This is a genomic window from Streptomyces sp. NPDC034103 (assembly GCF_055575395.1).
Map to the genome: position 1 here is coordinate 266,155 of NZ_JBVISS010000001.1, position 26,544 is coordinate 292,698.

Genomic DNA, 26,544 nt, shown 5'->3' on the forward strand with positions numbered 1-26,544 from the left:
ACGTGTACCGTCGTGGCATGGCACGCATCCTGGTGATCGGCGGCGGAACGGGCGGTGCGGCGACGGCACTCGCCCTGCACAAGGCGGGGTTCGCGGTCGAGGTGCACGAGGCGCATCCCGACTCGGCCGAGGATCTGGGCGCGTTCCTCACGCTGGCGAGCAACGGCATGCGGGCGCTGGCGCAGATCGACGCGGGCGAGGCGGTGCGCGCGCTCGGCTTCCCGCTGCGCACCCTGCGCGTGCTCGACGCGACGGGCGCCGAGGTGGGGGGCGGCCCGATGGGCGAGGCCGACGACCCGCTCCTGAGGTTTCGGTGCCTGCGCCGCGGCGACCTCAACTCCGCGCTCCAGAGGGAGGCTTCGCGCCGGGGCATCTCCGTACGGCACGGGGCGCGGCTCGCGTCCGTCAAGGAGGGCCCGCACGGCGTGACCGCCCGCTTCACCGACGGCAGCCACGCGACGGGCGACCTCCTCGTCGGCGCCGACGGCCTCAACTCCACCGTCCGGCAGGCGATCGCACCCGACGTAATCCCGGTCCACGCCGCCCAGCGCGTCTTCTACGGCTACACCCGCCACGCCCGACCGCCCGCTGAGGAAGGGCAGTTCACCATGGTCCGGGGCAGCACGGCCGCCTTCGGCTACGCGGTCTCCCCCGCCGGTGAGACGTACTGGTTCGCCCGTGTGACCGACGATCCGCTGACCGCCGAGGAGCTGGCGCGGGGCGGCTGGCGGGAGCCGCTGGTGTCCCGTCTGCGTGCGGACACGGGCCCCGCCGCGGACATCGTCGCGGCCACCGGCGACGACGTCCTGGCCACGAACGCCAGCGAGATTCCGCCCGGCACCCCGTGGCGCACCGCCCGGGCCGTGCTCCTGGGCGACGCGGCCCACGCGGCCTCGCCCGCCACCGGACAGGGCGCCTCGATGGCGCTGGAGGACGCCGTCGTCCTCGCCAAGTCCCTGCGCGACAGCCCGGACACCGGGTCCGGACTCGCCCTGTACGAGGCGCTGCGCCGCCCGCGCGTGGAGCACAACACGGTCGCGAGCGGGAACCTCTCGCGCGGCGGCCGCGGCGCCACCGTCCCCCGGCCGCGGGAGGAGGACCTGCCGCGGCTGCTGGACTGGGACACCACGGTCTCCGCCTGAGGTGTCAGACCCAGCCGTCGAGGGACTTCAGGAACCCCCCGAAGTCGTCGCGGTACAGGGTGTGCCCCGCCCCCGGCACCGTCACGACCTCGAACCCGCTCGCCCGCAGCCGCACCACGTCGTCGGCGCCCACCAGATGGCTGGGGTCGGCGAGCTGGACCAGCGAGGGCACGACCGGGCGGTCCGGGAGGAAGCCGGTGAGCGGGCGGCCGTCCAGGAAGTACGAGGTGTCGGCGTCCCAGTCCGCCAGCGTGGCCACCTCTATGTCGACGTCCTCGGCGTCCCAGCGCGGGTTGGACCGCGCGATGTGCTCGCGCGTGCGGTTCTTGGCGGACGCGAACACCCCCGGATCCAGGGCCTGTTCGGGGTCGGCGGAGGTCCAGACCGGCTCCGCGTACACGGCGCGCAGCGGCCGGAGCCGGTCGACGGCCAGGGAGAGGACGAGTCCGCCGAGGGAGTGCCCGAGGGCCAGGTCGGCTCCCCCGGGCAGCGTGTCGACGAGGTCGTCGGCGAAGTGACGCGGGCTGTACTCGCCGCGCGGTGAGCGGCCGTGGCCGCGCAGGTCGACCGCGATCACCCGATACCCGTGACCGGCCAGCGCCGGACCGACCCGGCGCCAGGTGCGGGAGTCGGTCATGATGCCGTGCACCAGCAGGGCCGTCCGGTCGCCGGAGCCCCATTCACGGGTGTGGAGTCGCACGGGGGCCTGTCCTCTCGGTGGATGTGCCGGCGGGCCGCGCCGCGGTCAGTCCGCGGGCTTCTCCCATACGGAGACATGGGCGCCGCTCTCGCTGGTGAACGGCTCCCGCGTCCACCCCTCCCAGCGCTCCCGCAACCGCAGTCCGGCGAGCTGTGCCATGAGGTCGAGTTCGGCGGGCCAGACGTAGCGGAAGGGGATCTCGTGGTACTCGCCCCGCCCGTCGACGATCTTCACGTGGTGCGAGCTCATCGACTGGGTGGCCACGTCATAGGTGTCGAACCCCAGCCGGGCGGCGCCCACATGGAAGGGCACGGCGTGCTGTCCCGGCGGCAGTTTGCGCAGTTCGGGGACCATGACCTCGATCACGAAGGTGCCCCCGGGCGCCAGATGGGCGGCGGCGTTGCGGAAACAGGCGACCTGCGCCTCCTGTGTCGTCAAGTTCATGATCGTGTTGAAGACCAGGCAGACGACGGAGAAGCGGCCGTCCACCCGGGTCGTCGCGAAGTCCCCGAGGGACACGCCGATCGCCTCGCCGCCGGGCTTGGCGCGCAGCCGTCGGACCATCGCCCCGGACTGGTCGATGCCGTGCACCGGCACCCCACGGGCGGCCAGCGGAAGGGCGATGCGGCCCGTGCCGATGCCGAGTTCGAGGACTCTGCCGTCGCCGGCGAGCTCCGCCAGGAAGGCGACCGCCGGATCGATGGCGTCCGCCTGGAACATCTCCGACGCGGGGTCGTCGTAGGCCGCCGCGATGTCCTCCGGGAAGTATCCGTCCGTGTGATCCATCCGACGGACCGTACTCCGCCGAAGCCCGCGAGCGCGCGCCGATTTCCGCCTGCGGAGGGTCGGTTGCGGCACCCGCCGGACAGGCAGCCCGCGTCGGACGGAGTCGCTCACGCCGACCGGGAGCCACCGGCCGGCCCATCCGGCCCTGGAACCGCTGCCCCGGACCGGACTCTCCGCGGACGTGAGCGGCCGTTCCGTGGCCTCGCCCCCGGCCACTCCCGTCTCACCCGGACGGCTCTCCCCGCGAGCGTCCGGGCCGCCGGCCTTCTAGCGTGGCCGTAGGTCCCCGTCTACCCGTCCGAGGTGACCCATGGACGCGTCCGCCGCTCGCCCCCGCTGCCAGGGCCGTTTCTCCGGCCCCGACGAAGGGCGGGCCTGCGCCACGCCGGCCCGCTTCGAGATCGGCCGACACGTGGACTTCCCACTGCCGGTCTGCCCGGACCATCTCGGGCCCTCCCTGCTGCTGGCCCGCAACGTGCTCTGGCCACCGGAGATCAGGCTGATCGGCTGATCATCGGGCCTGGACCGGCCGCCGACCTCGGACCCGCCGGACCGCCCGCCCGAACCACCGGACCTCCGGCCACGATGCCCCCCACCCCGGTCAGCGGCGCGCTCGCCGGACTTCCGGGCGGGGTGGCCGTATGAACTGCAGGGTCAGGGTGGCCGGGGGTTGCGCGAGGCCAGGGCCGCCCGCCGCGACCCAGGTGAGGACGTCGTCGGTGCAGTCGTCGTCGCCGGACCAGCCGATCCAGACGGCACGGCCACCGCGGCGGCGGCCCTCGCCGGACGGCTGGACGACGAGGACGTTCGCCTGGTCGCAGGGGCCGAGGCAGTCGGTCGTACGGACCGCGAGCCGTCCCCCGGAGCCCGCGGCGGCGGCCCGCAACCGGTCGAGCTGCCACTGGTGGTCGACGCCGGGATGCTTGCCCGCGTCGCCGCAGCAGCAGCCCCGGCACACCACGAGCGTGCAGGGACGCGAGGCCGCGGCCCCGAACACGACCGGACTCAACTCTGTCCCTCCCCCATCGGCCGTCGGCGCCCCCGCGGCGCCGTCGGCGATCAAGAGGAACACACCGCCCGCCCACCCGCAACTCCCGCCTCCGACCGGCACGGTCCGCAGATCCCGCTCAACTCGAGGGTGTGTTCCAGCCGCGCGTACCCGGTGCTCTCGGCGAGCGCGGCCGCCCATCGCTCCACGGCCTCCGCGTCCACGGCCCGACTGCGCCCGCAGCGGCGGCAGATGAGGTAGTGCCGGTGCTCGTCGCTGGGCCGCCGCAGATACAGCCGTTCACCGCCCTCGTCGCGTACGACGTCGACGAGCCCGGCGCGGTCGAGTTCGCGCAGGGTGCGGTAGACGGTGGTGAGCCCGACGGTGCCACCGGCCGCGGTGAGCCGGGTGTGCAGTTCCTGCGCGGAGACGAACTCGGGGCAGCGGCCCAGGACTTCGAGCACGGCCCGGCGCTGGCGCGTGTTGCGCAGGCCGGCGGCGCGCACATGTTCCTCTTCTTCCGTCTCCGCCACACCCACCATAGTAAATGAACACGGTTTTCATGTGGTCGGATTCAGTCAGATGAAGCCCATATGGCGAAACCGTTGACGAGAAGATGACCCACTCCTATCTTCTGACCGACATCACGAACTATGTTCGAAATTACGGACAGGGACGGCCCCGTATGGCTCGGACTCACCTCGGGAAACGCCGCAGACCGCTGCTCCTCTGCGTACTGACCCTCCTGCTCACCCTGGTGGCGGCGACCCAGCCGGCGTCGGCGGCGGAGGGTCGCCCGTACACGAACCCGCTCAAGTCCTCCAAGGGCGCCGATCCCTGGCTGGAGTACTACGACGGCAACTACTACCTGGTGACCACGACGTTCACCGGCATCCTCGGCATCCGCAAGTCGCCGACGCTCGCGGGCCTGGCCACCGCGCCCAACGTGCAGGTGTGGTCGGACACCACCTCGACCCGCAACACCAACATCTGGGCGCCGGAACTGCACTTCCTCGACGGCCACTGGTACCTGTACTACTCCGCCGGCCAGAGCGGCGTGGCCTGTTGCGACTCCCAGCGCACCCATGTGCTGGAGAGCGCCGGCACCGACCCGATGGGGACGTACACCTACAAGGGGTCGCTGACCGGCTCCAATCTCACGCCGGGCGGCTGGCTGATCGACGCGAGCGTGCTGAAGGCGAACGACAGGCTGTACCTGGTCGGCAGCGGCTTCGTCAACGGCAGTACGCAGAGCCTCGTCATCGCGCCGATGAGCAATCCGTACACCCTCGCCGGCAACACCTTCACGGTCATCTCCAGCCCGACCCTGGACTGGGAGCGCTCCGGCAACCCCGTCAACGAGGGCCCCGAGCCGCTCTACCGGGGCGGCCGCACCTTCCTGACGTACTCGGCGAGTTCCTGCCAGACCGCCGACTACAAGCTCGGCCAACTGGAGTTGACCGGCTCGGACCCGCTGAACCCCGCCTCCTGGACCAAGAAGCAGACGCCGGTCTTCCAGCGCAATGACGCGGCCGGCGTGTACGGGCCCGGCCACAACGGCTTCTTCACCTCGCCCGACGGCAGCGAGAACTGGATCGTCTACCACGCCAACTCCGCGTCGAACGGCGGCTGCGGCAACGGACGGACCACCCGCGCCCAGAAGTTCACCTGGAACGCCGACGGCACCCCGAACCTCGGTACGCCGGTCGCGCTCGGCACCACGCTCCCCGGCCCGTCCGGCGAGACGGCGGCGACCCCGACGTCGTACACCCTCGTCAACCGCAACAGCGGCAAGTGCCTGGACGTGAGCGGGGGCGGCACCGCCGACGGGACGAACATCTTCCAGTGGACCTGCACCGGCGGGGCCAACCAGAAGTGGAAGGTCGAGGACCTCGGCGACGACACCAACCGGCTGGTCAACGTGGCCACCGGCAAGGTGATGGACGTGGCCGGCTGTTCCGCCGCCGACGGCGCCGACATCCGGCAGTGGTCGTGGCTGAACAACAAGTGCCAGCGCTACCGCCTGGTGTTCACGGCGAGCGGCGACCACGTACGGATCGTCAACGAGTCCACCGGCAAGGTCGCCGACGTCGCCGACTGCGGCACCGCGAACGGCACCGACGTACGCCAGTGGACCTGGCTGAACAACACCTGCCAGCAGTGGCGCCTGGTTCCCACCACCTGACCCGCCCCTTCAGGAGAACTCCCTTGAGACGCAACGCCGTACGCCTGCTGCTGGCTCTGCTGGTGGCCCTCACCGCCTGCCTGGGCACCGCCCCGGCCCAGGCCGCCGTCCCCAGCTCCCCCGCCGTCACCTACACCAACCCGATCGCGGAGAAGCGGGCCGACCCGCACATCTTCAAACACACCGACGGCTACTACTACTTCACCGCCACGGTCCCCGAGTACGACCGCATAGTGCTGCGCCGGGCGACCACCATCCAGGGCCTCTCGACGGCCCCCGAGGTCACCATCTGGACCAAGCACAGCAGCGGGGTCATGGGCGCGCACATCTGGGCGCCGGAGATCCACTTCATCGACGGCAAGTGGTACGTGTACTTCGCCGCCGGGTCCACCAGTGACGTGTGGGCGATCCGGATGTACGTCCTGGAGGGCACCGGAGCCAATCCGCTGACCGCGACCTGGGCCGAGAAGGGCCAGATCAAGACCACCTGGGAGAGCTTCTCGCTGGACGCGACGACGTTCGTCGTGAACGGTGTGCGCTATCTGGCGTGGGCGCAGCGCAATCCGTCGGAGAACAACAACACCAGCCTGTTCCTCGCGAAGATGGCCAACCCCTGGACGATCAGCGGGACTCCGGCGGAACTGTCGCAGCCCACGCTGTCGTGGGAGACGGTCGGGTACAAGGTCAACGAGGGTCCGGCGCTGATCCAGCACAGCGGCAAGGTCTTCATGACGTACTCGGCGAGCGCCACGGACGCCAACTACTGCCTGGGGATGCTGACCGCGTCGGCGACCGCCGACCTGGCCAACCCGGCGTCCTGGACGAAGAGTTCGACGCCGGTGTTCCAGACGAGCGCGGCGACCTCGCAGTACGGTCCGGGCCACAACTCCTTCACCGTCTCCGAGGACGGCAAGTCGGACATCCTCGTCTACCACGACCGCAGCTACAAGGACATCAGCGGCGACCCGCTCAACGACCCCAACCGCCGCACCCGCGTGCAGAAGGTGTACTGGAAGGCCGACGGCAGCCCCGACTTCGGCATCCCGGTGGCCGACGGGGTCACGCCGAAGCGCTTCTCCTCGTACAACTTCGCGGACCGCTTCATCCGGCACTGGGAGTACCGGGCCAAGATCGAGGCGAACGTGACTCCGCTCGCGGACTCGCAGTTCCGGGTCGTCACGGGTCTCGCGGGCACCGGCACGGTCTCCCTGGAGTCGACGAACTTCCCCGGCTACTACCTGCGGCACAAGAACTTCGAGGTGTGGGTGGAGAAGAACGACGGGACGACGGACTTCGCGTCGTCCGCCAGCTTCTACCAGCGGGCCGGGCTGGCCGACTCGGCGGGGATCTCGTACGAGTCCTACAACTACCCCGGCCGCTACGTCCGGCACTACAACTACCTGCTTCAGGTGCAGGCTTTGAGCACCGCGACGGACCGGGCGGACGCCACCTTCTACGCCCAGTAGGCGGGGCGGAGGCATGAGCGAGATGACTATACATTGCGAGTATAATCGCTGTGTATAGTCATCGCATGCCTTCGGTCACCAGGAAGATGAACAAAACGGGGAACAGGTTCCGAGCCGCGCTGATGTTGGCGGCGGCAGCGTCCCTGGCGCTGTCGCTGTCCGGCTGCGGATCGCTGGAGACGACCGCGCCCAGCGCCGCCCGGGCCCAGGCCGCACACGCCCCCACCGCCCAGGCCCGGCTCGGGACCGTGGACTGCCGTCAGGTCAAGTGCGTCGCGCTCACCTTCGACGCCGGCCCCAGCGAGCACTCCACGGAACTCCTCGACATCCTCAAGGACAAGCAGGTCCCGGCGACCTTCTTCCTCCTCGGCAAGCGGCACATCGAGAAGTACCCCGAGCTCGTGAAGCGGATGGCCGACGAGGGCCACGAGGTCGCCAGCCACACCTGGGACCACAAGATCCTGACGAAGCTGACACGCGAGGAGATACGCGAGGAGCTGGAACGTCCCAACCGGGAGATAGCGCGGCTCACCGGGCAGCGACCGACGCTCATGCGGCCGCCGCAGGGCCGGACCGACGACACGGTGCACGAGGTGTGCCGCGAGCTCGGCATGGCGGAGGTGCTGTGGAGCGTGACCGCCAAGGACTACACGACGAACGACTCCGCGCTGATCCGGAAGCGGGTGCTGAACCAGGTGTCCCGGGACGGGATCATCCTGCTCCACGACATCTACGACGGCACCGTGCCGGCCGTGCCCGGGATCATCGACGCGCTCAAGGCCCGCGGGTACGTGTTCGTGACCGTGCCGCAACTGCTGGCCCCCGGCAAGGCCGAGCCGGGTGAGGTGTACCGCTGAACCCCGCCCGACGGCGTGTGAGTCGGCCCTGGGAACGGCGTCGAACCGGCCGGACTCCCTAAGATCGTCGCGTGGTCACCTTCCTGCTCGAACGTACGGCACCGCTCCCCCTCGACGAGACCTGGCGACGGCTCACGGAGTGGCCCCGGCACGGCAAGGTGGTCCCGCTGACCCGCGTCACGGTGGTGACGGACGGCCCCACCCGCGAGGGCACGGTCTTCGTCGCCCGCACCGGCCTCGGCCCCCTCGCCTTCGCCGACCGCATGGAGGTCACCCGGTGGAGCCCGCCGGAATCCGGCGCCGACGGGAAGTGCCGGCTGGAGAAGCGTGGCCGGGTGGTCACCGGATGGGCCGAGATCGAAGTGCGTACGGGACCGGGCGGACGCACCCGGGTGGTGTGGCGGGAGGAGCTGGGCTTCCGGTTCCTGCCCCGGCTGCTGGACCCGGTGGTGCGGCGCACGGCCCGCTATGTGTTCGGGCGGGCGGTGAACCGGCTGCTCAGAATGAGGTGACGGGGCGGCGCGTGCGGCTGGGCGGAGTGCTTCGCGGCGGCGGGGGCTTCCAGGGCGTCGACGCGCACGAGTGGCGGCTGTTCCGCCAGGCGGCGGGGCCTCGGGCGCGGACGCTGGACGTCGGGTGCGGTCTGGGCGGGTACGCGGCGCACCTCGCCCGCCCCGGCTGCGACCCCGCTCGCCGTGGACCGGGCGGACACGGCGGTGGCAGGCGCCGCGCGACCGCCGCACCGACCTGGAGCCGCGGCTGCGCACCTGCCGCCTGGCCTTCGAGGAGGACGCCGCCGCCGTGGCCGCGCGACTGCCCGGGGCCGGCTTCGACGTCGTGACGATGCGGCTGGTGCCTGCGTTCCTGGCGGACAGGGCGGCGGTCGCGCGGCGGATCAGGGACCTGCCGGCGCCGGGCGGGGCGTGGGTGGTGACGACCCCGTCGGCCGAACGGCCGCCCGCGGACCGGCGGAGCATCGGGCTGACGCCGACGGACGTCGCGGCGGTGACGGACGGCTGGGGGCGCGGGCAGTGGTAGGACCTGGCGCCGGGCGGGGTCCGGTGTCTCGTGCTGTGGGCCTGAGGGGGCGATGACCACCGGGGCGCTGCCCTGGGCCCTGGGGGTCACGGCCACCGGCCGCCCTGGGGGTCACGGCCATCGCCCGCACCGAGCCCTACCGGCACCCACCAGCGGAGGTGAGGCACCCCGGGCCGAGGTGCGGCACACGCCAAAGCAGGGCGGCACACACCAGAGCGGGGGTACGCGCCGAAGCGGGGCGGCACGCGCCCAAACGGGGGGTCGGCGGTCCCCGTCCGTTCAGGCCACCGACCCGATCCGGCCCGTCGGCGCGGTCGAGGTGACGTCGTGGTGGATCGGGGTGTGCGCGCCGGTCAGTGGGACGCCGCTCCCTCCGCGCCGGTCGGCGACGATCTCCGCCGCGATGGACAGGGCCGTCTCCTCCGGCGTGCGGGCGCCGAGGTCGAGACCGATCGGGGAGCGCAGACGGGCGAGTTCCAGCTCGGTCACGCCGACCTCGCGCAGGCGCTCGTTGCGGTCCAGGTGGGTGCGGCGGGAGCCCATCGCGCCCACGTACGCCACCGGCAGCCGCAGCGCCAGCCGGAGCAGCGGGATGTCGAACTTCGCGTCGTGGGTCAGGACGCACAGGACCGTGCGGGAGTCGACCCGGGTGCGCTCCAGGTACTCGTGGGGCCACCCGACGACGATCTCGTCCGCCTCCGGGAAGCGGGCCTCGGTCGCGAACACCGGCCGGGCGTCGCACACCGTGACGTGGTAGCCGAGGAACTTGCCGACCCGCACCAGCGCCGACGCGAAGTCGATCGCGCCGAAGACGATCATCCGGGGGGCCGGCACCGAGGACTCGACCAGGACGGTGAGCGGGGCCCCGCAGCGGGAGCCCTGCTCGCCGATCTCCAGCGTGCCGGTGCGCCCGGCGTCGAGGTAGGCGCCGGCCTCCGCGGCCACCGTGCGGTCCAGCTCCAGGTGGCCGCCGAAGCCGCCGTCCCAGGAGCCGTCCGGGCGGACCAGCAGGGCGCGGCCCAGCAGGTCCGGGGGGCCCGCGACGATCCGTGCCACGGCCGCCGCCTCGCCGGAGGAGGCCGCCGCGAGGGCCGCCGTCACCACCGGGCGGACGGGGTCGCCCGCCCGTACCGGGGTGATGAGGATGTCGATGACGCCGCCGCAGGTCAGTCCGACCGCGAAGGCGTCGTCGTCGCTGTAGCCGAAGCGCTCCAGGACGCATGCGCCGTCCTCCAGCGCCTGCCGGCACAGCTCGTACACCGCGCCCTCCACACACCCGCCGGAGACCGAGCCGATCGCCGTGCCGTCGGCGTCGACCGCGAGCGCGGCGCCTGGCTGGCGAGGGGCGCTGCCGCCGACGGCCACCACGGTGGCCACGGCGAAGTCACGTCCCTGCTCGACCCACCGGTGCAGCTCTTCGGCGATGTCCAGCATCTCTCGGTCTCCTCACGGATGTCGGGGGGAGGGGCGGTCAGTGCACGCCCATCCAGGTCTCGATGGGATTGAGGGCGAAAAAGACGACGAAGATCACTGTCAGGGCCCACATGAAGGCCCCGATCTCCCGCGCCTTGCCCTGGGCGGTCTTGATCGCGACGTAGGAGATGACGCCCGCGGCGACACCCGCCGTGATCGAGTAGGTGAACGGCATGATGACGACGGTCAGGAACACCGGGATCGCCGTCGCGCGGTCGGCCCAGTCGACGTGCCGGGCGTTCATCATCATCATCGCGCCGATGACCACCAGGGCCGCGGCCGCGACCTCGCCGGGCACGATCGCGGTGAGCGGGGTGAAGAACAGGCAGGCCGCGAAGAACAGGCCCGTGACGACCGAGGACAGGCCCGTGCGGGCGCCCTCGCCGACACCGGTCGCCGACTCGACGAACACCGTCTGGCCCGAGGCGCCGGAGACGCCGCCGATCGCGCCGCCGGCGCCGTCGATGAACAGCGCCCTGGACAGGCCCGGCATCCGGCCCTGCTCGTCGGCGAGCTTGGCCTCGGTGCCGACGCCGATGATCGTCGCCATCGCGTCGAAGAAGCCGGCCAGCACCAGGGTGAAGACGATCATGCCGACCGTCATCGCGCCGACCTCGCCCCAGCCGCCGAACTCGACGTCGCCGAAGATCGAGAAGTCGGGCATCGAGATCGCGCTGCCGTGGAGTTCGGGAGCGCCGCTCGCCCACTGCTTGGGGTCGATGACGTCCAGCGCGTTGAGCACGACGGCCAGGACGGTGCCGCCGACGATGCCGATCAGGATCGCGCCGGGGACGCCGCGGGCCTGGAGCATGAAGATGGCGAGCAGGGTCGCGGCGAACAGCAGCACCGGCCAGCCGGCGAGTTCGCCCGCCGGGCCCAGGGACACCGGGGTGGCCTGGCCCTGGTGGACGAAGCCGGCCTTGTAGAAGCCGATCAGGGCGACGAACAGGCCGATGCCCATGGTGATCGCGTGCTTGAGGGCCAGCGGGATGGCGTTCATGATCATCTCGCGGAGGCCGGTGACGACCAGCAGCATGATGACCACGCCGTACATCACGCACATGCCCATGGCCTGCGGCCAGGTCATCTGCGGGGCGACCTGCGAGGACAGGACACCGGAGACGGACAGGCCGGCGGCGAGCGCGAGGGGCACCTTGCCGAAGAAGCCCATCAGGAGCGTGGTGAAGGCCGCCGCGAACGCGGTCGCGGTGATGAGGGCCTTCTGCCCGAGCGTGTCCCCCGCCACGTCCTTGCCGGACAGGATCAGGGGGTTGAGCAGGAGGATGTACGCCATCGCCATGAAGGTCGTGACGCCGCCGCGCACCTCGCGCGCGACGGTGGATCCTCTCCTGGAGATGTGGAAGTACCGGTCGAGCCAGGACCGTCCGGCCGGGACGCGGGTGCCTTCTCCCGCGTCTTCGGCGACGGTCTTCGGCTCCATCGACTGCTGGGTCATGTGGGCCTGCTCCCAAGGTTCAAAGGGACACCCGCATCGATCAACCGACTGGGCGGCTGCGGGATTTGGGAAGGTGCTTCGGCCGCACGACCCGGGGGACGGCCCGAGGCGAACGCTCTGCATCTGACTGCTGGGGACAATTCAGGAACCGCGAGCGGTGCGGTGCCTGGTACTCCGGGCGGCGCGGCGAAGTGTGACGTTCCCGGCGCCGCCCGGAGAGACATGACGGACGCCCTACGCCGTGCCCGTGAGGTGTTCGGGCCTGACCGGTGTCCTGTCGAGCTGAAGCCCGGTCGCGTTCCGGATCGCCGCGAGGACGGCCGGGGTGGACGACAGGGTGGGGGCCTCGCCGATGCCGCGCAGCCCGTAGGGGGCGTGGTCGTCGGCGAGTTCGAGCACGTCGACGGGGATGGTCGGCGTGTCGAGGATGGTGGGGAGCAGGTAGTCCGTGAAGGACGGGTTGCGGACCTTCGCGGTGACGGGATCGACGACGATCTCCTCCATCACGGCGATGCCCATGCCCTGGAGGGTGCCGCCCTGGATCTGGCCGACCACGGAGAGCGGGTTGAGCGCCTTGCCGACGTCCTGGGCGCAGGCCAGTTCGATGACCTTGACCAGGCCGAGCTCGGTGTCCACCTCGACGACGGCGCGGTGCGCGGCGAAGGAGTACTGGACGTGGCCGTTGCCCTGTCCGGTGCGCAGGTCGAAGGGGACGGTGGGCCGGTGGCGCCACTCCTCCTCGACCTCGACGCTCTCGTCCTCCAGCACGTCGGCGAGGTCGGCGAGCACCTCACCGCCGTCGGTGACGACCTTGCCGCCCTCCAGCAGGAGTTCGGCCGTGGCCCACGCCGGGTGGTAGGTGCCGAGCTTCCGGCGCCCGATCTCCAGGACCTTCTCGCGCACCAGCTCACAGGCGTTCTTCACGGCGCCACCGGTGACGTACGTCTGGCGGGAGGCGGACGTGGAGCCGGCCGAGCCGACCTGGGTGTCGGCGGGTTGGATGGTCACCTGGGTGACGCCCAGCTCGGTGCGGGCGATCTGCGCGTGGACGGTGATGCCGCCCTGGCCGACCTCCGCCATGGCCGTGTGGACGGTGACGACGGGCTCGCCGCCCACGACCTCCATGCGCACCCTGGCGGTGGAGTAGTCGTCGAAGCCCTCGGAGAAGCCGACGTTCTTGATGCCGACCGCGTAGCCGACGCCGCGAACGACGCCCTCGCCGTGCGTGGTGTTGGACAGACCGCCGGGCAGCTGCCGTACGTCGGAGCCCTCGCTGGACTCCCACTGCCGCTCGGGCGGCAGCGGCATGTCCTTGACGCGGCGCAGGAGTTCGGCGACCGGGGCCGGGGAGTCGACCGGCTGCCCGGTCGGCATGAGCGTGCCCTGCTCCATCGCGTTGAGCTGGCGGAACGCGACCCGGTCCATGCCCACCTTGTCGGCGAGCTTGTCCATCTGGGCCTCGTAGGCGAAGCAGGCCTGGACCGCGCCGAAGCCGCGCATGGCGCCGCAGGGCGGGTTGTTGGTGTAGAGCGCGATCGCCTCGATGTCGACGTCGTCGACCACGTACGGGCCGACCGACAGGGACGAGGCGTTGCCGACGACCGCGGGGGACGCCGACGCGTAGGCGCCGCCGTCGAGCACGATCCGGCACTTCATGTGGGTGAGCTTGCCGTCCTTGGTCGCCCCGTGCTCGTAGTACAGCTTGGCGGGGTGGCGGTGGACGTGTCCGAAGAACGACTCGAAGCGGTTGTAGACGATCTTGACGGGCTTGCCGGTGCGCAGCGCGAGCAGGCAGGCGTGGATCTGCATCGACAGGTCCTCGCGGCCGCCGAACGCGCCGCCGACGCCGGCCAGCGTCATGCGCACCTTGTCCTCGGGCAGGCCGAGCACCGGGGCGATCTGCTTGAGGTCGCTGTGCAGCCACTGGGTGGCGATGTACAGGTCGACCCCGCCGTCCTCGGACGGTACGGCGAGACCCGACTCGGGGCCGAGGAACGCCTGGTCCTGCATGCCGAAGGTGTACTCGCCCCGGACGATGAAGTCGGCCTTCTTGGCGGCCTCCTCGGCGTTGCCGCGGATGATCGGCTGGCGGTGCACGATGTTGGGGTGCGGGACGTGGCCGATGTGGTGGTCGTCGCGGTTGTCGTGGACGAGGATCGCGTCCGGGGCGGTCGCGGAGGCCTCGTCGGTGATGACCGGCAGTTCGCGGTACTCGACCTTGATCTTGGCGGCCGCGCGGCGCGCGGTCTCCGGGTGGTCGGCGGCGACCAGCGCCACGGGCTCGCCGTGGTGGCGGACCTTGCCGTGTGCGAGAACCGGGGTGTCCTGGATCTCCAGCCCGTAGTTCTTCACGTCGGTCGGCAGGTCGTCGTAGGTGAGGACCGCGTAGACGCCGGGGGTGGCGAGCGCCTCGCCGGTGTCGATGGAGACGATCTCGGCGTGCGCGACCGGGGAGCGCAGGATCTGGCCCCAGAGCATGTCCTCGTGCCACATGTCGGACGAGTACGCGAACTCGCCGGTGACCTTCAGGGTGCCGTCCGGGCGGAGCGTGGACTCGCCGATGCCGCCCTTGGTCGTCGAGCCCTGGGTGACGTTGGCGGGGATACCGGTGGTGCGGATGTCGGCCATGGCGTCAGACCCCTTCAGGCTCGGACTGGCGGGCCGCGGCGAGCCGTACCGCGTCCATGATCTTCTCGTAGCCGGTGCAGCGGCACAGGTTGCCCGACAGCGCCTCGCGGATGTCCCCGTCGGACGGGTTCGGGTTGCGCTCCAGCATCTCGTCGGCGGCGACCAGCAGACCCGGGGTGCAGAAGCCGCACTGGACGGCGCCGGCGTCGATGAACGCCTGCTGGATCGGGGAGAGTTCGGTGCCCTCGCCGGTGTGCGAGTCATGGCCCTTGGCAGCCCACTGCTGAGCCTCGTTCAACGAGGTGCCGCAGGCGCCGCTCGCGCAACCACCGTGTTCGGCGCGCTGCTTGGCGTAGTCCGCCAGGCCCTCGACGGTGACGACCTCGCGGCCCTCGACCTGGCCGGCGGCGACGAGACACGCGCACACCGGCACGCCGTCGAGGCGGACCGTGCAGGAACCGCACTCGCCCTGCTCGCAGGCGTTCTTGGAGCCGGGCAGGCCCATGCGCTCACGCAGCACGTAGAGCAGGGACTCGCCCTCCCAGACGTCGTCGGCTTCCTGCGGACGTCCGTTGACCGTGAAATTGACGCGCATCAGGCGACTCCCTCCGAGCGGGCGGCGGTGCCGCGGTAGGACTCCCAGGTCCAGGTCAGCGTGCGGCGGGCCATGATGCCGACCGCGTGGCGGCGGTAGCTCGCCGTGCCCCGGACGTCGTCGATCGGGTTGCAGGCGGCGGAGCACAGGTCCGCGAACTGCTTGGCGACCGAGGGGGTGATGATCTTTCCGTTGTCCCAGAAGCCGCCCTCTTCGAGCGCGGCGTTCAGGAACTCCTCCGCGACCTTCGCCCGAACGGGTGTCGGGGCGGCGGAGCCGATGCCGGTGCGGACCGTACGGGTCTCGGGGTGCAGGGCCAGACCGAAGGCGCACACGGCGATGACCATGGCGTTGCGGGTGCCGACCTTGGAGTACTGCTGCGGGCCGTCGGCCTTCTTGATGTGCACGGCCCGGATCAGCTCGTCGGCGGCGAGCGCGTTGCGCTTGACGCCGGTGTAGAACTCGTCGATCGGGATGCGGCGGCTGCCGCGCACCGACTCGACCTCGACCTCGGCGCCCGCCGCGAGCAGGGCCGGGTGGGCGTCGCCGGCCGGGGAGGCGGTGCCGAGGTTGCCGCCGACGCCGCCGCGGTTGCGGATCTGCGGGGAGGCCACCGTGTGCGAGGCCAGGGCCAGGCCCGGCAGCTCGGCGCGCAGGTGCTCCATGATCTTGGTGTACGGGACGGAGGCCCCGAGCCGCACACCGTCCTCGCCGACCTCCCAGTCGGTGAGGTCGGTGACGCGGTTCAGGTCGAGCAGGTACTCGGGCCGCCGGTGGTCGAAGTTGATCTCGACCATCACATCGGTGCCGCCTGCAATGGGCACAGCGGTGGGGTGCTCAGCCTTGGCGGCGAGCGCCTCCTCCCAGCTGGCGGGGCGGAGGAAGTCCATGACCGGCTCTCTTCTTCGTCTCGTGGGTCGTTCAGATCGAGCCAGATCGTGTGCGGCGGGCCCGGCTCGTTCATGTGCTGTTTACGCGAAGTGGGCTCAGTACACAGCGCCGTCCTCCGACGGGGTCAGTCACGGAAACTCTGAAGGAGTTGGCTGGTCGGGCCAGGCATCTTGTAGATTCGTATGAACGGAGGTCCTCAGCAACCTCCCTGTTTTCCTGTGGAAACGCGCGACACACTGGGCGTGACCTGGGACACAGCCCGGACGACCGGGGCGCGGTCCCGTCCGACCGCCTGACGGGGCTTCTGCCCCCCGACGACCCTCACAGTTCATCGTAGATTTCGAGACAAAGATCGGCGGCGACGAGAATGCGGCTGCGCGCACTGCTGGACACCGACGCGCTGGGCCTGCGGCTGCTCGGCGGCGAGGACGAGCTGGACCGCACCGTGCGGGGTGTGATGACCACCGACCTGCGGGACCCGAGCCGCTATCTCTCGGGCGGGGAACTGGTCCTGACGGGGCTGGCCTGGCGGCGGGACGCCGAGGACTCCGACGCGTTCGTCCGCATCCTGGTGCAGGCCGGGGTGGCGGCGCTGGCCGCGGGCGAGGCGGAGCTCGGCGACGTCCCGGACGACCTGGTGCTGGCCTGCGCCCGCAACCGGCTGCCGCTGTTCGCGGTGCACGAGTCGGTCGCGTTCGCGACGATCACCGAGCACGTCGTACGCCAGGTGTCCGGCGAGCGCGCCGGGGACCTCGCGGCCGTCGTGGACCGGCACCGGCGGATGATGACCTCGGGCCCGGCGGGCGGCGGCCCCGACGTGGTCCTGGACCTGCTCGGCTCGGACCTGGACCTGCGGGCCTGGGTGCTGTCGCCGACCGGCCGGCTGATCGCGGGCTCGAAGACCGCGGGCCCGGCGCTGCCGGCCGACGTCTGCGCGAAGCTCGCGGCGGAGCACCTGGCCGCCACCCGCACCGGCCGCCGCGGACCGCACCGGCTGACGCTGGGGGCCACGACGTACTCGCTCTTCCCGGTCCGCACCGGCGGCCGTACCCCGCAGGCCTTTCGGGACGTCCGCGAGACGGTGCTGTCGGACTGGCTGCTCGCGGTCGAGGCGGACGCCGGGGACTGGCCCGAGGAGCGGCTGGACCTCCTCCAGGGCGTCACCCAGCTGATCTCGGTGGAACGCGACCGCAGGGACGCGGCGCGCTCGGTCCGCCGCCGCCTCGCGCAGGAGGTGCTGGAACTGGTCCAGACGGGCGCCGCGCCCGCCGAGATCGCCGCCCGCCTGCGCGTGGCCGCCCCCGTCCTGCTGCCCGGGCTCGGCGCCGCCCCGCACTGGCAGGTCGTCGTCGCCCGCGTGGAGTGGGACGGCGGGGACGTCGAGGGGGGCGCGGTCGCCCAGTCGCTGCTGGAGGAGATCCTCGTCGACCCGCTGGCCGCCGGGCCCGAGCAGTCCGACCGGATCGCGGTGGCCCACACCGGTGACGAGGCCATCGCGCTCGTCCCGCTGCCGGCCGTCTCGACCGAGCACGACGGCTCCGAGGCGGGGATCCTCGCCGACGCGCTCCTGGAGTCCGTACGGGACCCCCTCGCCGCCGGTCTGGACGACGACGGCCGGGTCACCCTGGGCGTCAGCGCGGCGGTGCACTCGGCGGAGGGGCTGCGGGGCGCCCTGGAGGAGGCCCGGCACGCCCGCCGGGTGGCCGCGGCGCGACCGGGCCGGGTGTGCGCGGCGGGCCATCAGGAACTGGCCTCGCACGTCCTGCTGCTGCCCTTCGTGCCGGACGACGTCCGTCGGGCCTTCACGGCCCGCCTCCTGGACCCGCTGCGCGACTACGACCGCCGCCACCGCGCGGAGCTGATCCCGACGCTGGAGGCGTTCCTCGACTGCGACGGTTCGTGGACCCGGTGCGCGACCCGGCTCCACCTGCACGTCAACACGCTGCGCTACCGGGTGGGGCGAATCGAGCAGTTGACGAGTCGTGACCTTTCCCGGCTGGAGGACAAGCTGGATTTCTTCCTGGCGCTGCGGATGAGCTGAGATCTGGCGGCCCCAGGGATCCCACGACTTTGTGAAATCCTTCACCCACCCTCTTGGCCGAGCCCGCCCATTCGTGCTGAGATGCGGCCACCACTCAACAGCTCAATGGCGTGCCGGGGAGGGCGAGGTGGCGTATACCGCCATGTCTGGTAACGGAACGACCCCTGACGATCCACTCCAGACCGCGGTATGGCGGCTGCGCTCGCGTGCCTGCTGGGCCGACGCGGCTGCCCTGCTCGAGCCGGTCGACGCGGACGCGGCGCTCCAGCGCACGTCGCTGCTGGTGGAACGGTGTCTCTACACCGAACAGGGCTGGCAGGAGGCCGAGGACGCGCTGCGTACGGCCGAGGCGCTCGCGCACACCGACGACGAGCGCGGGGCCGCCGCTTGTGAACGCGGGCACCTGGCCTACGCCGCCACCCTGCACGGGGTGCGGGACCGGGCCGACGAGGCGCGGGCCGCGCTCGGCCGGGCGGCGGCCCTGATCGCCCCCGGGGCGCCGGGGCGGGCGCTGCTGGACTTCCGCCGCGGGCTGCTGGCGGAGAACCTGTCGCGGTCGCCGCAGTCGGCGCGTGCCGCCTACCGCCGGGCTCATGCGGGCGCGGTGGCACACGCCGATCCGCTGCTGCTCTCCTTCACCTGGCGCCATCTCGCCGGACTCGCCCTGCGGGACGGCGAGTTGGCCGAGGCGCGGCACGGCTTCGCCGAATCACTGCGGATCCGGGAGGAGTTGGGCTACCTCGTCGGGACGGCGCCGGCGCTGGCGTCCCTGGCCGACGCGGCGGTCGAGCCGGAGGCCTCACGGCTGCGCGAGGAGGCCCGGCGGCTGTACCGGCTGCTGGGCGGGGTCCCGACGTGGCTGTCGCGCCAGCTGGCACCGCCACCGGCGGCGACGGCCTGAGCGGTCAGCCGTTCCGGATCCGCGACACGAACGTCTGGATCTCGTCGAGCACCGTCTGGCGGAGTCCGGGGTCCCGGGCGAGGACGACGGCCACGACGATCACCACGAGGAGGGGCAGCAGTCCCCCGCCGCGGCCACCCCGGTGCGCGACCGGGGGGTGCGTCGAGGGGCGGTAGGCGTGCCGGGAGCCGCGGCGTACGGCCTGCTGGTGGTCGATCAAGGCCTGGCGCTCGGCCCGCTGGGATGCCTGCTGGGCCTGTTGCGCCGCCTGTTGGGCCGCCTGCTGGGCGAAGAAGGACGGGTCCATCGGTGTCACCTCCGCTGTCGGCACGGGCCGTGCCGTGTACGGGGTGCCACGCGGACCCGGTCGGGCGGGTTCCCGGTGTCGCGGACCGTTGCGCGGAGGCGACGGTTCTGTGACTGCGGTCACAAGCTCAGGACGGGCTCACGAAGTGCTCCTCGACCAGAACCCGGACCGTCTCCACGTCCCCGGCGATCAACGCGTCCAGCAGCGCGGTGTGTTCGGCCGCGTCCGCGACGAGTTCCGCGCGGCCCCGGAAGGCCGGGGCGCCGACGAGGGGCCACTGGGCGCGGCGGTGGAGGTCCTCGGCGATCTGGACGAGCTGGTCGTTGCCGGCGAGGGCGAGGACCGCGCGGTGGAAGGCGCGGTCGGACTCGGCGTAGGTGACCCGGCAGCCGCTGGAGGCCGCGCGCACCGTCGTCTCGGCCAGCGGCCGCAGCTCCGCCCACCGCTCGGCGGGCACGGCACGGGCCAGCCGCAGCATCACCGGCACCTCGATCAGCGCCCGGACCTCGGCCAGCTCGGCCAGCTCCCGCGCCCCCCGCTCCACGACCCGGAAGCCCCGGTTGGGCACGACCTCGACGGCCCCCTCCAGGGCGAGTTGCTGCATGGCCTCACGGACCGGGGTGGCGGAGACCCCGAAGCGGTCGCCGAGCGCGGGCGCCGAGTAGACCTCGCCGGGCGTCAGCTCCCCCGAGACCAGTGCGGTGCGCAGCGCGTCGAGGATCTGCCCGCGGACGGAGGCCCGCCGCACCACGGGCCGCACGACCGGCGGTTCGGCGGGCGGCCGCTCGGCACGGGCCCGCTGCCCGGTGGCGTCGGCGGGGTGGGTGTGCTCGCCCCGCGCCGCCCCGGTGGGCGGGCGGTTCGCGGAACCGGTCCGAGCCTGGCGCTCCCGGTCCACGTCCGCCGCCCGCACCTGGGCGGGCACCCGTACCGGTCGGGAGACCCCCGTCCCGGCGGAGCCCTGCGTGCCCTGCTCCACAGGTCCTCCTCCGGACGTGTCGGTACTTGGGGTCATTACGGCGGGGTTGTTACTCGTCCGTCAAGAACCATAGGCGCAGAAGCCCGGGGTTCAAACAGTGACGACGTCGGGTAAGGCTAGGCTTACCTTCAATACAGTCGTTCAACTGTCGTGGATCGGTGGTTCGGCATGACCGTGCGCACCTCGGCCCTCACGGACGCCTACAGCCGCCTGACCGGCGTCTTTCCGGGACTGACCGTGACGGAGCTGGACAGTTCGGAGCAGGCTCCCCGGGGTGGCGGCTGGGTCTCGGCCGCCGCACTCGCGGAGGGTGGGGCCGGCCTTGACGCCTTCCTGGCCTGGGACGACGCTCAGGTGCTGCGGGACCACGGGCGCGCCGGACGCCCGGACGTCATCGCCGGCTTCGGACTGCACCGGTACGCCTGGCCCGCCTGTCTGCTGATCACCGCTCCGTGGTTCCTGCACCGCCGGGTGCCGCGCTTTCCCGTGACCCACGTCCGTTACGACCGGACGGCGGGCCCGATGGCCTTCGCCGTGCGCACCGGAGCCTTCGCGTGCCTGCCCGGCGATCCGGCCGCCGCGCTGCCCGGCGCCCGGGTCGTCGCCGACGAGGAGGCGCTGCGGGCCGAGGTCCGCGAGGCGGTCGCCGAGCACATGGAGCCGGTGCTGCGCGGGTTCGGGCCGCGGATGCGGCGGCGCGAGCGGGCGCTGTGGGGCATGGTGACGGACGAGATCGTCGAGGGGCTCTGGTACGTCGCCCAGCTGCTCGGCGAGAGCGAGCAGGAGCGGGCCCGGCGGGAGCTGGAGCTGCTGCTGCCGGGCTCGACCCGGCCGTACGTCGGCGCGGCGGCCTTCCGGCAGCTGACGGGGCCGCGCGGCGAGGCACTGCCCACCCGGGACCGGGCCAGCTGCTGCATGTACTACACACTGGAGCCGCAGGACACCTGTGTCACCTGCCCGCGCACCTGCGACGCCGACCGGGTCGTCAAACTCCTGGCGGGTGCCACCAGTTGAGGCACCCCGTGGCGAGGGCGGAACCGAACGTCCGTTAAGATCATCCGCGAAGAGGACTCCCGTCCGGTTACAGGCGATTCACAGTTTCCTCACCTGTCGCAGGAACTTTCCGTGGAACCACCCGTACGGGTAGTCTTATTCGAACTCAACTCCCGCCCCTCACGCGGCAGTTCGAGCAGAACGCCGCCGTGGGCATCCCCTTGCACCTCCTTGGCGGCCTCTTGCCCCGAAACCCCCTGAGGGCCAGCGGGATTGGGCCACTATGGCGGGCGTTACGCCCTATCCCAATGCAAGGGACCCCAGATGAGACTGACCGACATATCGCTGAACTGGTTGCTTCCGGGCGCCGTGCTGCTCCTGGGCATGCTGGCGGCGATGGCGGTGCTGGCGCGCGGCAAGCGGTCCGCCGGGGAGCACGCGAAGACCGAGGACTCTTGGGAACGCAGCGAGGAACGTCGCAGGCGCAAGGAAGCCATATACGGCACCGCCTCCTATGTCCTGCTCTTCTGCTGCGCCGCCGTCGCGGCCGCGCTCTCTTTCAAGGGCCTGGTCGGCTTCGGTGAGCAGAACCTGGGCCTCGACAACGGCTGGCAGTACCTGGTGCCGTTCGGCCTGGACGGCGCGGCGATGTTCTGCTCCGTGCTCGCGGTGCGCGAGGCCAGCCACGGCGACGCGGCCCTCGGCTCGCGGATACTCGTGTGGACGTTCGCGGGTGCGGCGGCCTGGTTCAACTGGGTGCACGCGCCCCGGGGTCTCGGCCACGACGGTGCCCCGCACTTCTTCGCCGGCATGTCCCTCTCGGCGGCCGTCCTCTTCGACCGCGCGCTGAAGCAGACCCGCCGGGCCGCCCTGCGCGAGCAGGGTCTGGTGCCGCGTCCGCTGCCGCAGATCCGCATCGTCCGGTGGCTGCGGGCGCCTCGCGAGACCTACAGGGCCTGGTCGCTGATGCTGCTGGAGAACGTGCGCAGCCTGGACGAGGCGGTCGACGAGGTCCGCGAGGACAAGCGGCAGAAGGAGACCGCCCGACTGCGCCGCCGCGACAAGGAGCGCATGGAGCGCGCCCAGCTCAAGGCCATCAGTCGCGGCCACCGCGGGTTCATCGGCCGCGGCGGCAGTCGCACGGGCGAGGCCCAGGCTCTGGAGCGGGGCTCGGACATGGCCTCCGCGGAGCCTGCCATATCGACGCCGGAGCAGCTGCCCGTACGCTCACGGCCGTCTCTTCAGCCCGTCCGCCAAGGTACTGACCCCATCACCGTCGACCTCACCGCGGAGGACGACACCATGGCCCTGCCGCGCCTCGACTCCCTGGAGCGCAAGCTCAAGGACCTCGAGCAGCAGTTCGGCTAGAGCCTTCGGGCACCACGGGAGGGGGTACGGCCCTGAGGGCCGTACCCCCTCCCGTTCGGCTGTCTACGCGGCGCCGGCGTCGAGTTCGAACCAGACCGCCTTGCCCACCCCGTGCGCCCTGACGCCCCATGCGTCCGCGAGGGACTGCACGAGGACCAGGCCCCGGCCGTGCGTACCGTCGTCGGCCTTCGGTACGCGCAGACTGGGCCGCCGGCCCACGAAGTCCCGTACCTCGACCCGCAGTCCACCGGGTCCGACGGTGGCCGTCAGCACCGCGTCGTGGTCGGTGTGGACGAGCGCGTTGGTGACGAGCTCACTGGTGAGCAGCTCCGCTATCTCCGACCGCCCGGGCTTCCCCCATTGCCGTAGCAACTCTCGCAGGGCCCGGCGCACTTCGGGCACCGCCCGCAGGTCCGCCCGCCCGAGTCTGCGCCTGAGCTGAGGCGCCTGCCCCTGTTCCCCGGCGCCCGCTGTCACTTCCTCCACCGTCGGTGCCGAGAAGGCCCCGATCGCCATGGGACCGCCTCCTCGCGCCTGCCTCTTCATGACCCCCGCCCGCGTGCCGATGTCGGTTCCCCTCCTGTTCGAACACGTTCACGGGATCCATGCCCCATGGGACACGCGGCAGTCATGTCCAATCCTCAACGACCAGGTGTTCGGCCATGGTTGGTCGGAGCCGGAGCAGAGGCCGGTCCGGCCGATGCCGGGGTCGTGCGGGGGCGTGCGGGAACGGCCCGGACGGGTGGCGGTGGGACGGGCGCGCACGGTGGGGCGGTGCGTGCGGCGTGGTCGGCGCGGGGTGGGCGTGCCGGTGGTTCCGGCGGGCGGCACATGCCTGAGCGCGGCCGGCTGCCCCACCGTACGGCCGGCAGCGGGAAACCCCTGGTCGCTCCACGGGTCTGGGTGGGTGAACGGGAAAGCGGCCACGTCAGCCCGTGCCCCGGACCGTCCGGCGTACGGCACCGCGGGCGCCGGTGGCGACGGCGTACGCCCGCGGAACCCCGGTGCCCCGGGCGCGGGGACGGACCGGTGCGTCCGCCCTCGCGGGCGGCCGCCGAGCGGGTGCCCCCGCATGCTTCCGGCCTACGCGCCGGGGCGACGCGATGACCGCGGGCACCGGTCGCTTCCGTCTACCCCGGCATGCCGAACCGGCCGTACCCGACGAGGCGGTGGCACGGCCGGTGCTGGACACCGCGGGCCGGGAAGGGCTTGCGCGGTCTTCGATCTGGCCTGAATCGAGCGCGGTCCGCAGCGGACACTCACGGACACACAGCGGGAGCCGCCCTCCCGTACCCCCGTCACAGGAGGGCGGCTCCGCCTTCTCGGTTGGTCGGTCGGGTCAGTAGAGCTTGTTGACCGCCGTGGTGGTCGTCTTCTTGAAGGCCTTCACGGGTGCGTCCTCGAAGTCGCCCATCTGCCCCCACTGCACGATGGTCACGGTCCGCCCGTCCCGGCCGACCGACACCAGGTGGATGTCGGTGGCGCCCCAGGAGGCGGAGGTGTGCAGGCCGTGGACGCGGGCCCCTTCCTCGACCGGCAGCGAGCCGTAGCTCTTGTACGTGGCGTCGATCTCCGGCTCGGCCTGCTCGATGCGGGTGGCGCAGGAACGCATGTCCTTGTCCAGCCGGGTGGCGAGCGCCTTGGCCTTGGCGACGCTGCCGACAACGATCGTCAACTGCTGCGCGTCGGTCTCCAGTTCGGTGGTGAACGAGCGGTACCGGGAGTCGTAGCCGGGCATCGTCTCCGTCAGGCAGCTCAGGAGTTCGTCCGGGACGCCGTCGGTGACCCGGCCGGCCTTCCAGTCGGAGGAGGGGTGCGGCGGCAGTTCGGCGGCCGACAGGAACTTCGGCTTGGGCGGGGTCGCGGCGTCCGCCGGTGCGGCGAGCGTCGCGCCGAGGGTGAGGCCGGTGACGGCGACCACGAACAGAGCGCCGAGTCGGTTGCGCATGGGCATGGGTGTCCCCCGTGTACGAGTGAGTGCTTGGATGTGGAATGCCGTCGACGGCGGATGGTCGGTCCGGCCCGGTCGGTGCGACACCAAGAGCATCAGTCGTCACAGGCGGTCGGCGCAACAGCCGGCGCCCGATCCACCGCGGTGGAACCATCCCAGGCCGTCTGACGTGCAGGTATATGGGGTGCCTGGGATGGGCACCGGCCGCGAAGACGCAGGGGGAACGTTGTCAGGACAGGACGTCGAGAACGCGGTGGCGGAGTTCGCGGCGCTGCTCACCCGGCTGAAGGAGCGCACCGACCGCAGCTACGGCCAGTTGGCCCGCCGACTGCACATGAACACCTCGACGCTGCACCGCTACTGCGCCGGCGACACGGTCCCCCTCGACTTCGCCCCCGTGGAACGCTTCGCCGCCCTGTGCGGGGCGGCACCGGAGGAGCGGCTGGAGCTGCACCGACTGTGGTTGCTGGCGGTGGCGGCACGGCAGCGGCCACGGACACCGGAGAGCGCGGGGGGTGCCGCGGAGGCGGCGAGCGGGACGGGGTCCGGCGCCGCCACCGGGCTGGCGGCCACGGGTGGGTCGCCGGGTGGGGGCGAGACGGAGGCCGGGTCGGAGGCGGACCCCGGGCCGGAGGCAGACGCTGGACCGAAGGCGGACGCCGAGCGGGAAGCGGACGCCGAGCCGGAAGCGGACGCCGGTCACGAGCCACCGGTGCGGCCCGAGCCCCAGCCGACGTCCGGGCCGGAGCCCCGGCCGGTGTCCGGGCCGTCCGGCCCGCCGTCCACGCCGGACGCCCGCGACGAGCCCGAGCCCGAGCCGGAAACCCAGACCGTCACGAACCTGGGTGTTCCGCCGCGCCCCCTCCCCTGGCATCGTCGGCGTCGGGTGCTGGTGACGACGGCTGTGGCCGTCGCGTCGGCCGCCGCGCTCGCCGGACTCTCGGCGCTGTCGCACGACCGCTCCCCGTCCGCCGACGCCGTACGCCCCACCGACCCGGCCGTGACGACGTCGGCGGCGCCCACCTCACCGGACCCCTCAGCGTCGAAGACGTCGAAAAGCCCCTCGCCCTCCCCGGACCGCAGCTCACCGTCCGCGTCCCCCGGCAAGGAGGGGCAGACCACCGGTCCGTCCGCCAAGGAGCCCGACAGTCCCACCGGCGGCGCGGCTCCGGGCGCCGCCGTGCCGTTGACCTGGAGCGTCAACTCCCATGTCTGGAACGCGGGGTGCGGTCACCACTACGTCATCGACAAGCCGGCGGCCCAGGTCGCGCCGCCCCCGACCGCGCAGGACGCCGCGGTCTGGGCGGCGGCACAGGGCGCGCTGCACGGCGGCGAGACCATGGTGCGGATCTCGGTGCAGGGGCGGAGCTCCACGGCCGTGGTGCTGGAGGGCTTGCGCGTGCGGGTCGTCGGGCGTGCGGCGCCGGCCGGGGGCAACTCGTACGCGATGGACAACGGTTGCGGCGGCGCCCTCACCCCCCGCATGTTCTCCGTCGACCTGGACGCGGACCGGCCGGTGGCCCGCCCGCAGGCCGGTCACGACGGCGAGAACCCGATCCCGGCGATCCAGATGCCCTACCGGGTCTCCGCCGAGGACCCGGAGATCCTCCTGGTCACCGCACGCACCGTGACCTGCGACTGCAGCTGGTACCTCGAACTGGACTGGTCCTCGCAGGGCCGCACGGGCACGGCGCGGATCACCGACGGCGGCAAGCCGTTCCGTACGACCGGCGACAAGGGGCTGCCGCAGTACTCGTACGACTACGTCAACCGCCGTTGGACATCCGAGGGCTAGGCCG

Annotated in this window: 25 protein-coding genes; 12 read left to right on the plus strand and 13 right to left on the minus strand. The window is 72.1% G+C overall.

Annotation, left to right across the window (positions count from 1 at the left end; genetic code table 11):
- Positions 1-17 precede the first annotated feature (17 nt).
- A complete protein-coding gene (locus ACZ56U_RS01205; protein ID WP_469081924.1) occupies positions 18-1,142 on the plus strand; it encodes an FAD-dependent monooxygenase in 1,125 nt (374 codons plus the stop codon).
- 4 nt (positions 1,143-1,146) lie between these two features.
- Here ACZ56U_RS01205 and ACZ56U_RS01210 read toward each other — a convergent pair whose 3' ends face one another.
- On the minus strand, positions 1,147-1,842 hold the full coding sequence (locus tag ACZ56U_RS01210; protein ID WP_469081925.1) for an alpha/beta fold hydrolase: 696 nt from the start codon (positions 1,840-1,842) through the stop codon (positions 1,147-1,149).
- Between the two features lie 45 nt (positions 1,843-1,887).
- Complete coding sequence (locus ACZ56U_RS01215) at positions 1,888-2,628, minus strand: class I SAM-dependent DNA methyltransferase (RefSeq protein WP_469081926.1); 741 nt, start codon at positions 2,626-2,628, stop codon at positions 1,888-1,890.
- A gap of 310 nt (positions 2,629-2,938) precedes the next feature.
- Here ACZ56U_RS01215 and ACZ56U_RS01220 point away from each other — a divergent pair, with 310 nt between their 5' ends.
- On the plus strand, positions 2,939-3,139 hold the full coding sequence (locus ACZ56U_RS01220) for a hypothetical protein (protein ID WP_469081927.1): 201 nt from the start codon (positions 2,939-2,941) through the stop codon (positions 3,137-3,139).
- A gap of 90 nt (positions 3,140-3,229) precedes the next feature.
- Here the strand turns inward: ACZ56U_RS01220 and ACZ56U_RS01225 are convergent, their stop codons facing one another.
- Together ACZ56U_RS01225 and ACZ56U_RS01230 are read right to left on the minus strand one after the other, a co-directional pair.
- On the minus strand, positions 3,230-3,637 hold the full coding sequence (locus tag ACZ56U_RS01225; protein WP_469081928.1) for a (2Fe-2S) ferredoxin domain-containing protein: 408 nt from the start codon (positions 3,635-3,637) through the stop codon (positions 3,230-3,232).
- A 50-nt stretch (positions 3,638-3,687) separates the two neighbouring features.
- Complete coding sequence (locus ACZ56U_RS01230; RefSeq protein ID WP_469081929.1) at positions 3,688-4,149, minus strand: Fur family transcriptional regulator; 462 nt, start codon at positions 4,147-4,149, stop codon at positions 3,688-3,690.
- A 152-nt stretch (positions 4,150-4,301) separates the two neighbouring features.
- On the opposite strand from ACZ56U_RS01230, the gene ACZ56U_RS01235 reads away from it, so the two are divergent.
- The 5 genes from ACZ56U_RS01235 (at position 4,302) to ACZ56U_RS01255 (ending at position 9,162) form a co-directional block, all read left to right on the plus strand.
- On the plus strand, positions 4,302-5,801 hold the full coding sequence (locus ACZ56U_RS01235) for a family 43 glycosylhydrolase (RefSeq protein WP_469081930.1): 1,500 nt from the start codon (positions 4,302-4,304) through the stop codon (positions 5,799-5,801).
- A gap of 23 nt (positions 5,802-5,824) precedes the next feature.
- Positions 5,825-7,267, plus strand: a complete 1,443-nt coding sequence (locus ACZ56U_RS01240; protein ID WP_469081931.1) for a family 43 glycosylhydrolase — start codon at positions 5,825-5,827, stop codon at positions 7,265-7,267.
- Between the two features lie 65 nt (positions 7,268-7,332).
- On the plus strand, positions 7,333-8,124 hold the full coding sequence (locus tag ACZ56U_RS01245; protein ID WP_469081932.1) for a polysaccharide deacetylase family protein: 792 nt from the start codon (positions 7,333-7,335) through the stop codon (positions 8,122-8,124).
- Between the two features lie 71 nt (positions 8,125-8,195).
- Positions 8,196-8,636, plus strand: coding sequence for an SRPBCC family protein (locus ACZ56U_RS01250; protein ID WP_469081933.1), 441 nt, complete (start codon positions 8,196-8,198; stop codon positions 8,634-8,636).
- Positions 8,637-8,760: 124 nt separating this feature from the next.
- Positions 8,761-9,162 carry a hypothetical protein gene (locus ACZ56U_RS01255; RefSeq protein WP_469081934.1) on the plus strand — a complete coding sequence of 134 codons (402 nt, stop codon included), beginning with the start codon at positions 8,761-8,763 and terminating at the stop codon, positions 9,160-9,162.
- 279 nt (positions 9,163-9,441) lie between these two features.
- Here ACZ56U_RS01255 and ACZ56U_RS01260 read toward each other — a convergent pair whose 3' ends face one another.
- From ACZ56U_RS01260 to ACZ56U_RS01280, 5 genes are all read right to left on the minus strand, one after another.
- The gene (locus ACZ56U_RS01260; protein ID WP_469081935.1) at positions 9,442-10,596 is read right to left on the minus strand and encodes an XdhC family protein; all 1,155 of its coding nucleotides are present in this window, start codon (positions 10,594-10,596) and stop codon (positions 9,442-9,444) included.
- A 37-nt stretch (positions 10,597-10,633) separates the two neighbouring features.
- The gene (locus tag ACZ56U_RS01265) at positions 10,634-12,091 is read right to left on the minus strand and encodes an NCS2 family permease (protein ID WP_469081936.1); all 1,458 of its coding nucleotides are present in this window, start codon (positions 12,089-12,091) and stop codon (positions 10,634-10,636) included.
- A 234-nt stretch (positions 12,092-12,325) separates the two neighbouring features.
- On the minus strand, positions 12,326-14,719 hold the full coding sequence (locus ACZ56U_RS01270) for a xanthine dehydrogenase family protein molybdopterin-binding subunit (RefSeq protein WP_469081937.1): 2,394 nt from the start codon (positions 14,717-14,719) through the stop codon (positions 12,326-12,328).
- 4 nt (positions 14,720-14,723) lie between these two features.
- Positions 14,724-15,314, minus strand: coding sequence for a (2Fe-2S)-binding protein (locus ACZ56U_RS01275; RefSeq protein ID WP_469081938.1), 591 nt, complete (start codon positions 15,312-15,314; stop codon positions 14,724-14,726).
- The gene (locus ACZ56U_RS01280) at positions 15,314-16,204 is read right to left on the minus strand and encodes an FAD binding domain-containing protein (protein ID WP_469081939.1); all 891 of its coding nucleotides are present in this window, start codon (positions 16,202-16,204) and stop codon (positions 15,314-15,316) included. Before ACZ56U_RS01280 ends, ACZ56U_RS01275 begins: the two co-directional genes overlap by 1 nt.
- Before the next feature lie 368 nt (positions 16,205-16,572).
- Here ACZ56U_RS01280 and ACZ56U_RS01285 point away from each other — a divergent pair, with 368 nt between their 5' ends.
- Complete coding sequence (locus ACZ56U_RS01285) at positions 16,573-18,246, plus strand: PucR family transcriptional regulator (RefSeq protein ID WP_469081940.1); 1,674 nt, start codon at positions 16,573-16,575, stop codon at positions 18,244-18,246.
- A 127-nt stretch (positions 18,247-18,373) separates the two neighbouring features.
- Positions 18,374-19,147, plus strand: coding sequence for a hypothetical protein (locus ACZ56U_RS01290; RefSeq protein ID WP_469081941.1), 774 nt, complete (start codon positions 18,374-18,376; stop codon positions 19,145-19,147).
- Between the two features lie 4 nt (positions 19,148-19,151).
- Here ACZ56U_RS01290 and ACZ56U_RS01295 read toward each other — a convergent pair whose 3' ends face one another.
- Together ACZ56U_RS01295 and ACZ56U_RS01300 are read right to left on the minus strand one after the other, a co-directional pair.
- Entirely contained in the window at positions 19,152-19,454 is a 303-nt protein-coding gene (locus tag ACZ56U_RS01295; RefSeq protein WP_469081942.1) for a hypothetical protein, read from the minus strand.
- 127 nt (positions 19,455-19,581) lie between these two features.
- Complete coding sequence (locus tag ACZ56U_RS01300) at positions 19,582-20,433, minus strand: GntR family transcriptional regulator (RefSeq protein ID WP_469081943.1); 852 nt, start codon at positions 20,431-20,433, stop codon at positions 19,582-19,584.
- A gap of 168 nt (positions 20,434-20,601) precedes the next feature.
- On the opposite strand from ACZ56U_RS01300, the gene ACZ56U_RS01305 reads away from it, so the two are divergent.
- Both ACZ56U_RS01305 and ACZ56U_RS01310 read left to right on the plus strand, forming a co-directional pair.
- Positions 20,602-21,447 (plus strand): (2Fe-2S)-binding protein, encoded by an 846-nt coding sequence (locus ACZ56U_RS01305; RefSeq protein ID WP_469081944.1) that lies wholly within the window; start codon positions 20,602-20,604, stop codon positions 21,445-21,447.
- Positions 21,448-21,750: 303 nt separating this feature from the next.
- Positions 21,751-22,794 (plus strand): DUF2637 domain-containing protein, encoded by a 1,044-nt coding sequence (locus ACZ56U_RS01310; RefSeq protein ID WP_469081945.1) that lies wholly within the window; start codon positions 21,751-21,753, stop codon positions 22,792-22,794.
- 63 nt (positions 22,795-22,857) lie between these two features.
- On the opposite strand, the gene ACZ56U_RS01315 is transcribed toward ACZ56U_RS01310, so the two are convergent.
- Positions 22,858-23,310: an ATP-binding protein gene (locus ACZ56U_RS01315; RefSeq protein WP_469081946.1), complete on the minus strand. Its 453-nt coding sequence runs from the start codon at positions 23,308-23,310 to the stop codon at positions 22,858-22,860.
- Between the two features lie 823 nt (positions 23,311-24,133).
- On the minus strand, positions 24,134-24,748 hold the full coding sequence (locus ACZ56U_RS01320; protein WP_469081947.1) for a hypothetical protein: 615 nt from the start codon (positions 24,746-24,748) through the stop codon (positions 24,134-24,136).
- Between the two features lie 190 nt (positions 24,749-24,938).
- On the opposite strand from ACZ56U_RS01320, the gene ACZ56U_RS01325 reads away from it, so the two are divergent.
- A complete protein-coding gene (locus ACZ56U_RS01325) occupies positions 24,939-26,540 on the plus strand; it encodes a helix-turn-helix domain-containing protein (RefSeq protein ID WP_469081948.1) in 1,602 nt (533 codons plus the stop codon).
- Positions 26,541-26,544: the final 4 nt, after the last annotated feature.

Bases quoted from the DNA above. Each gene is read 5' to 3' on its own strand.
- ACZ56U_RS01205 (WP_469081924.1), top strand. From the start codon at position 18: ATGGCACGCATCCTGGTGATCGGCGGCGGAACGGGCGGTGCGGCGACG.
- ACZ56U_RS01235 (WP_469081930.1), top strand. From the start codon at position 4,302: ATGGCTCGGACTCACCTCGGGAAACGCCGCAGACCGCTGCTCCTCTGC.
- ACZ56U_RS01275 (WP_469081938.1), bottom strand. From the start codon at position 15,314: ATGCGCGTCAATTTCACGGTCAACGGACGTCCGCAGGAAGCCGACGAC.
- ACZ56U_RS01280 (WP_469081939.1), bottom strand. From the start codon at position 16,204: ATGGACTTCCTCCGCCCCGCCAGCTGGGAGGAGGCGCTCGCCGCCAAG.
- ACZ56U_RS01265 (WP_469081936.1), bottom strand. From the start codon at position 12,091: ATGACCCAGCAGTCGATGGAGCCGAAGACCGTCGCCGAAGACGCGGGA.
- ACZ56U_RS01285 (WP_469081940.1), top strand. From the start codon at position 16,573: ATGCGGCTGCGCGCACTGCTGGACACCGACGCGCTGGGCCTGCGGCTG.
- ACZ56U_RS01310 (WP_469081945.1), top strand. From the start codon at position 21,751: ATGAGACTGACCGACATATCGCTGAACTGGTTGCTTCCGGGCGCCGTG.
- ACZ56U_RS01325 (WP_469081948.1), top strand. From the start codon at position 24,939: ATGGGCACCGGCCGCGAAGACGCAGGGGGAACGTTGTCAGGACAGGAC.
- ACZ56U_RS01295 (WP_469081942.1), bottom strand. From the start codon at position 19,454: ATGGACCCGTCCTTCTTCGCCCAGCAGGCGGCCCAACAGGCGGCGCAA.
- ACZ56U_RS01245 (WP_469081932.1), top strand. From the start codon at position 7,333: ATGCCTTCGGTCACCAGGAAGATGAACAAAACGGGGAACAGGTTCCGA.
- ACZ56U_RS01215 (WP_469081926.1), bottom strand. From the start codon at position 2,628: ATGGATCACACGGACGGATACTTCCCGGAGGACATCGCGGCGGCCTAC.
- ACZ56U_RS01260 (WP_469081935.1), bottom strand. From the start codon at position 10,596: ATGCTGGACATCGCCGAAGAGCTGCACCGGTGGGTCGAGCAGGGACGT.
- ACZ56U_RS01270 (WP_469081937.1), bottom strand. From the start codon at position 14,719: ATGGCCGACATCCGCACCACCGGTATCCCCGCCAACGTCACCCAGGGC.
- ACZ56U_RS01305 (WP_469081944.1), top strand. From the start codon at position 20,602: ATGACCGTGCGCACCTCGGCCCTCACGGACGCCTACAGCCGCCTGACC.
- ACZ56U_RS01220 (WP_469081927.1), top strand. From the start codon at position 2,939: ATGGACGCGTCCGCCGCTCGCCCCCGCTGCCAGGGCCGTTTCTCCGGC.
- ACZ56U_RS01315 (WP_469081946.1), bottom strand. From the start codon at position 23,310: ATGGCGATCGGGGCCTTCTCGGCACCGACGGTGGAGGAAGTGACAGCG.
- ACZ56U_RS01320 (WP_469081947.1), bottom strand. From the start codon at position 24,748: ATGCCCATGCGCAACCGACTCGGCGCTCTGTTCGTGGTCGCCGTCACC.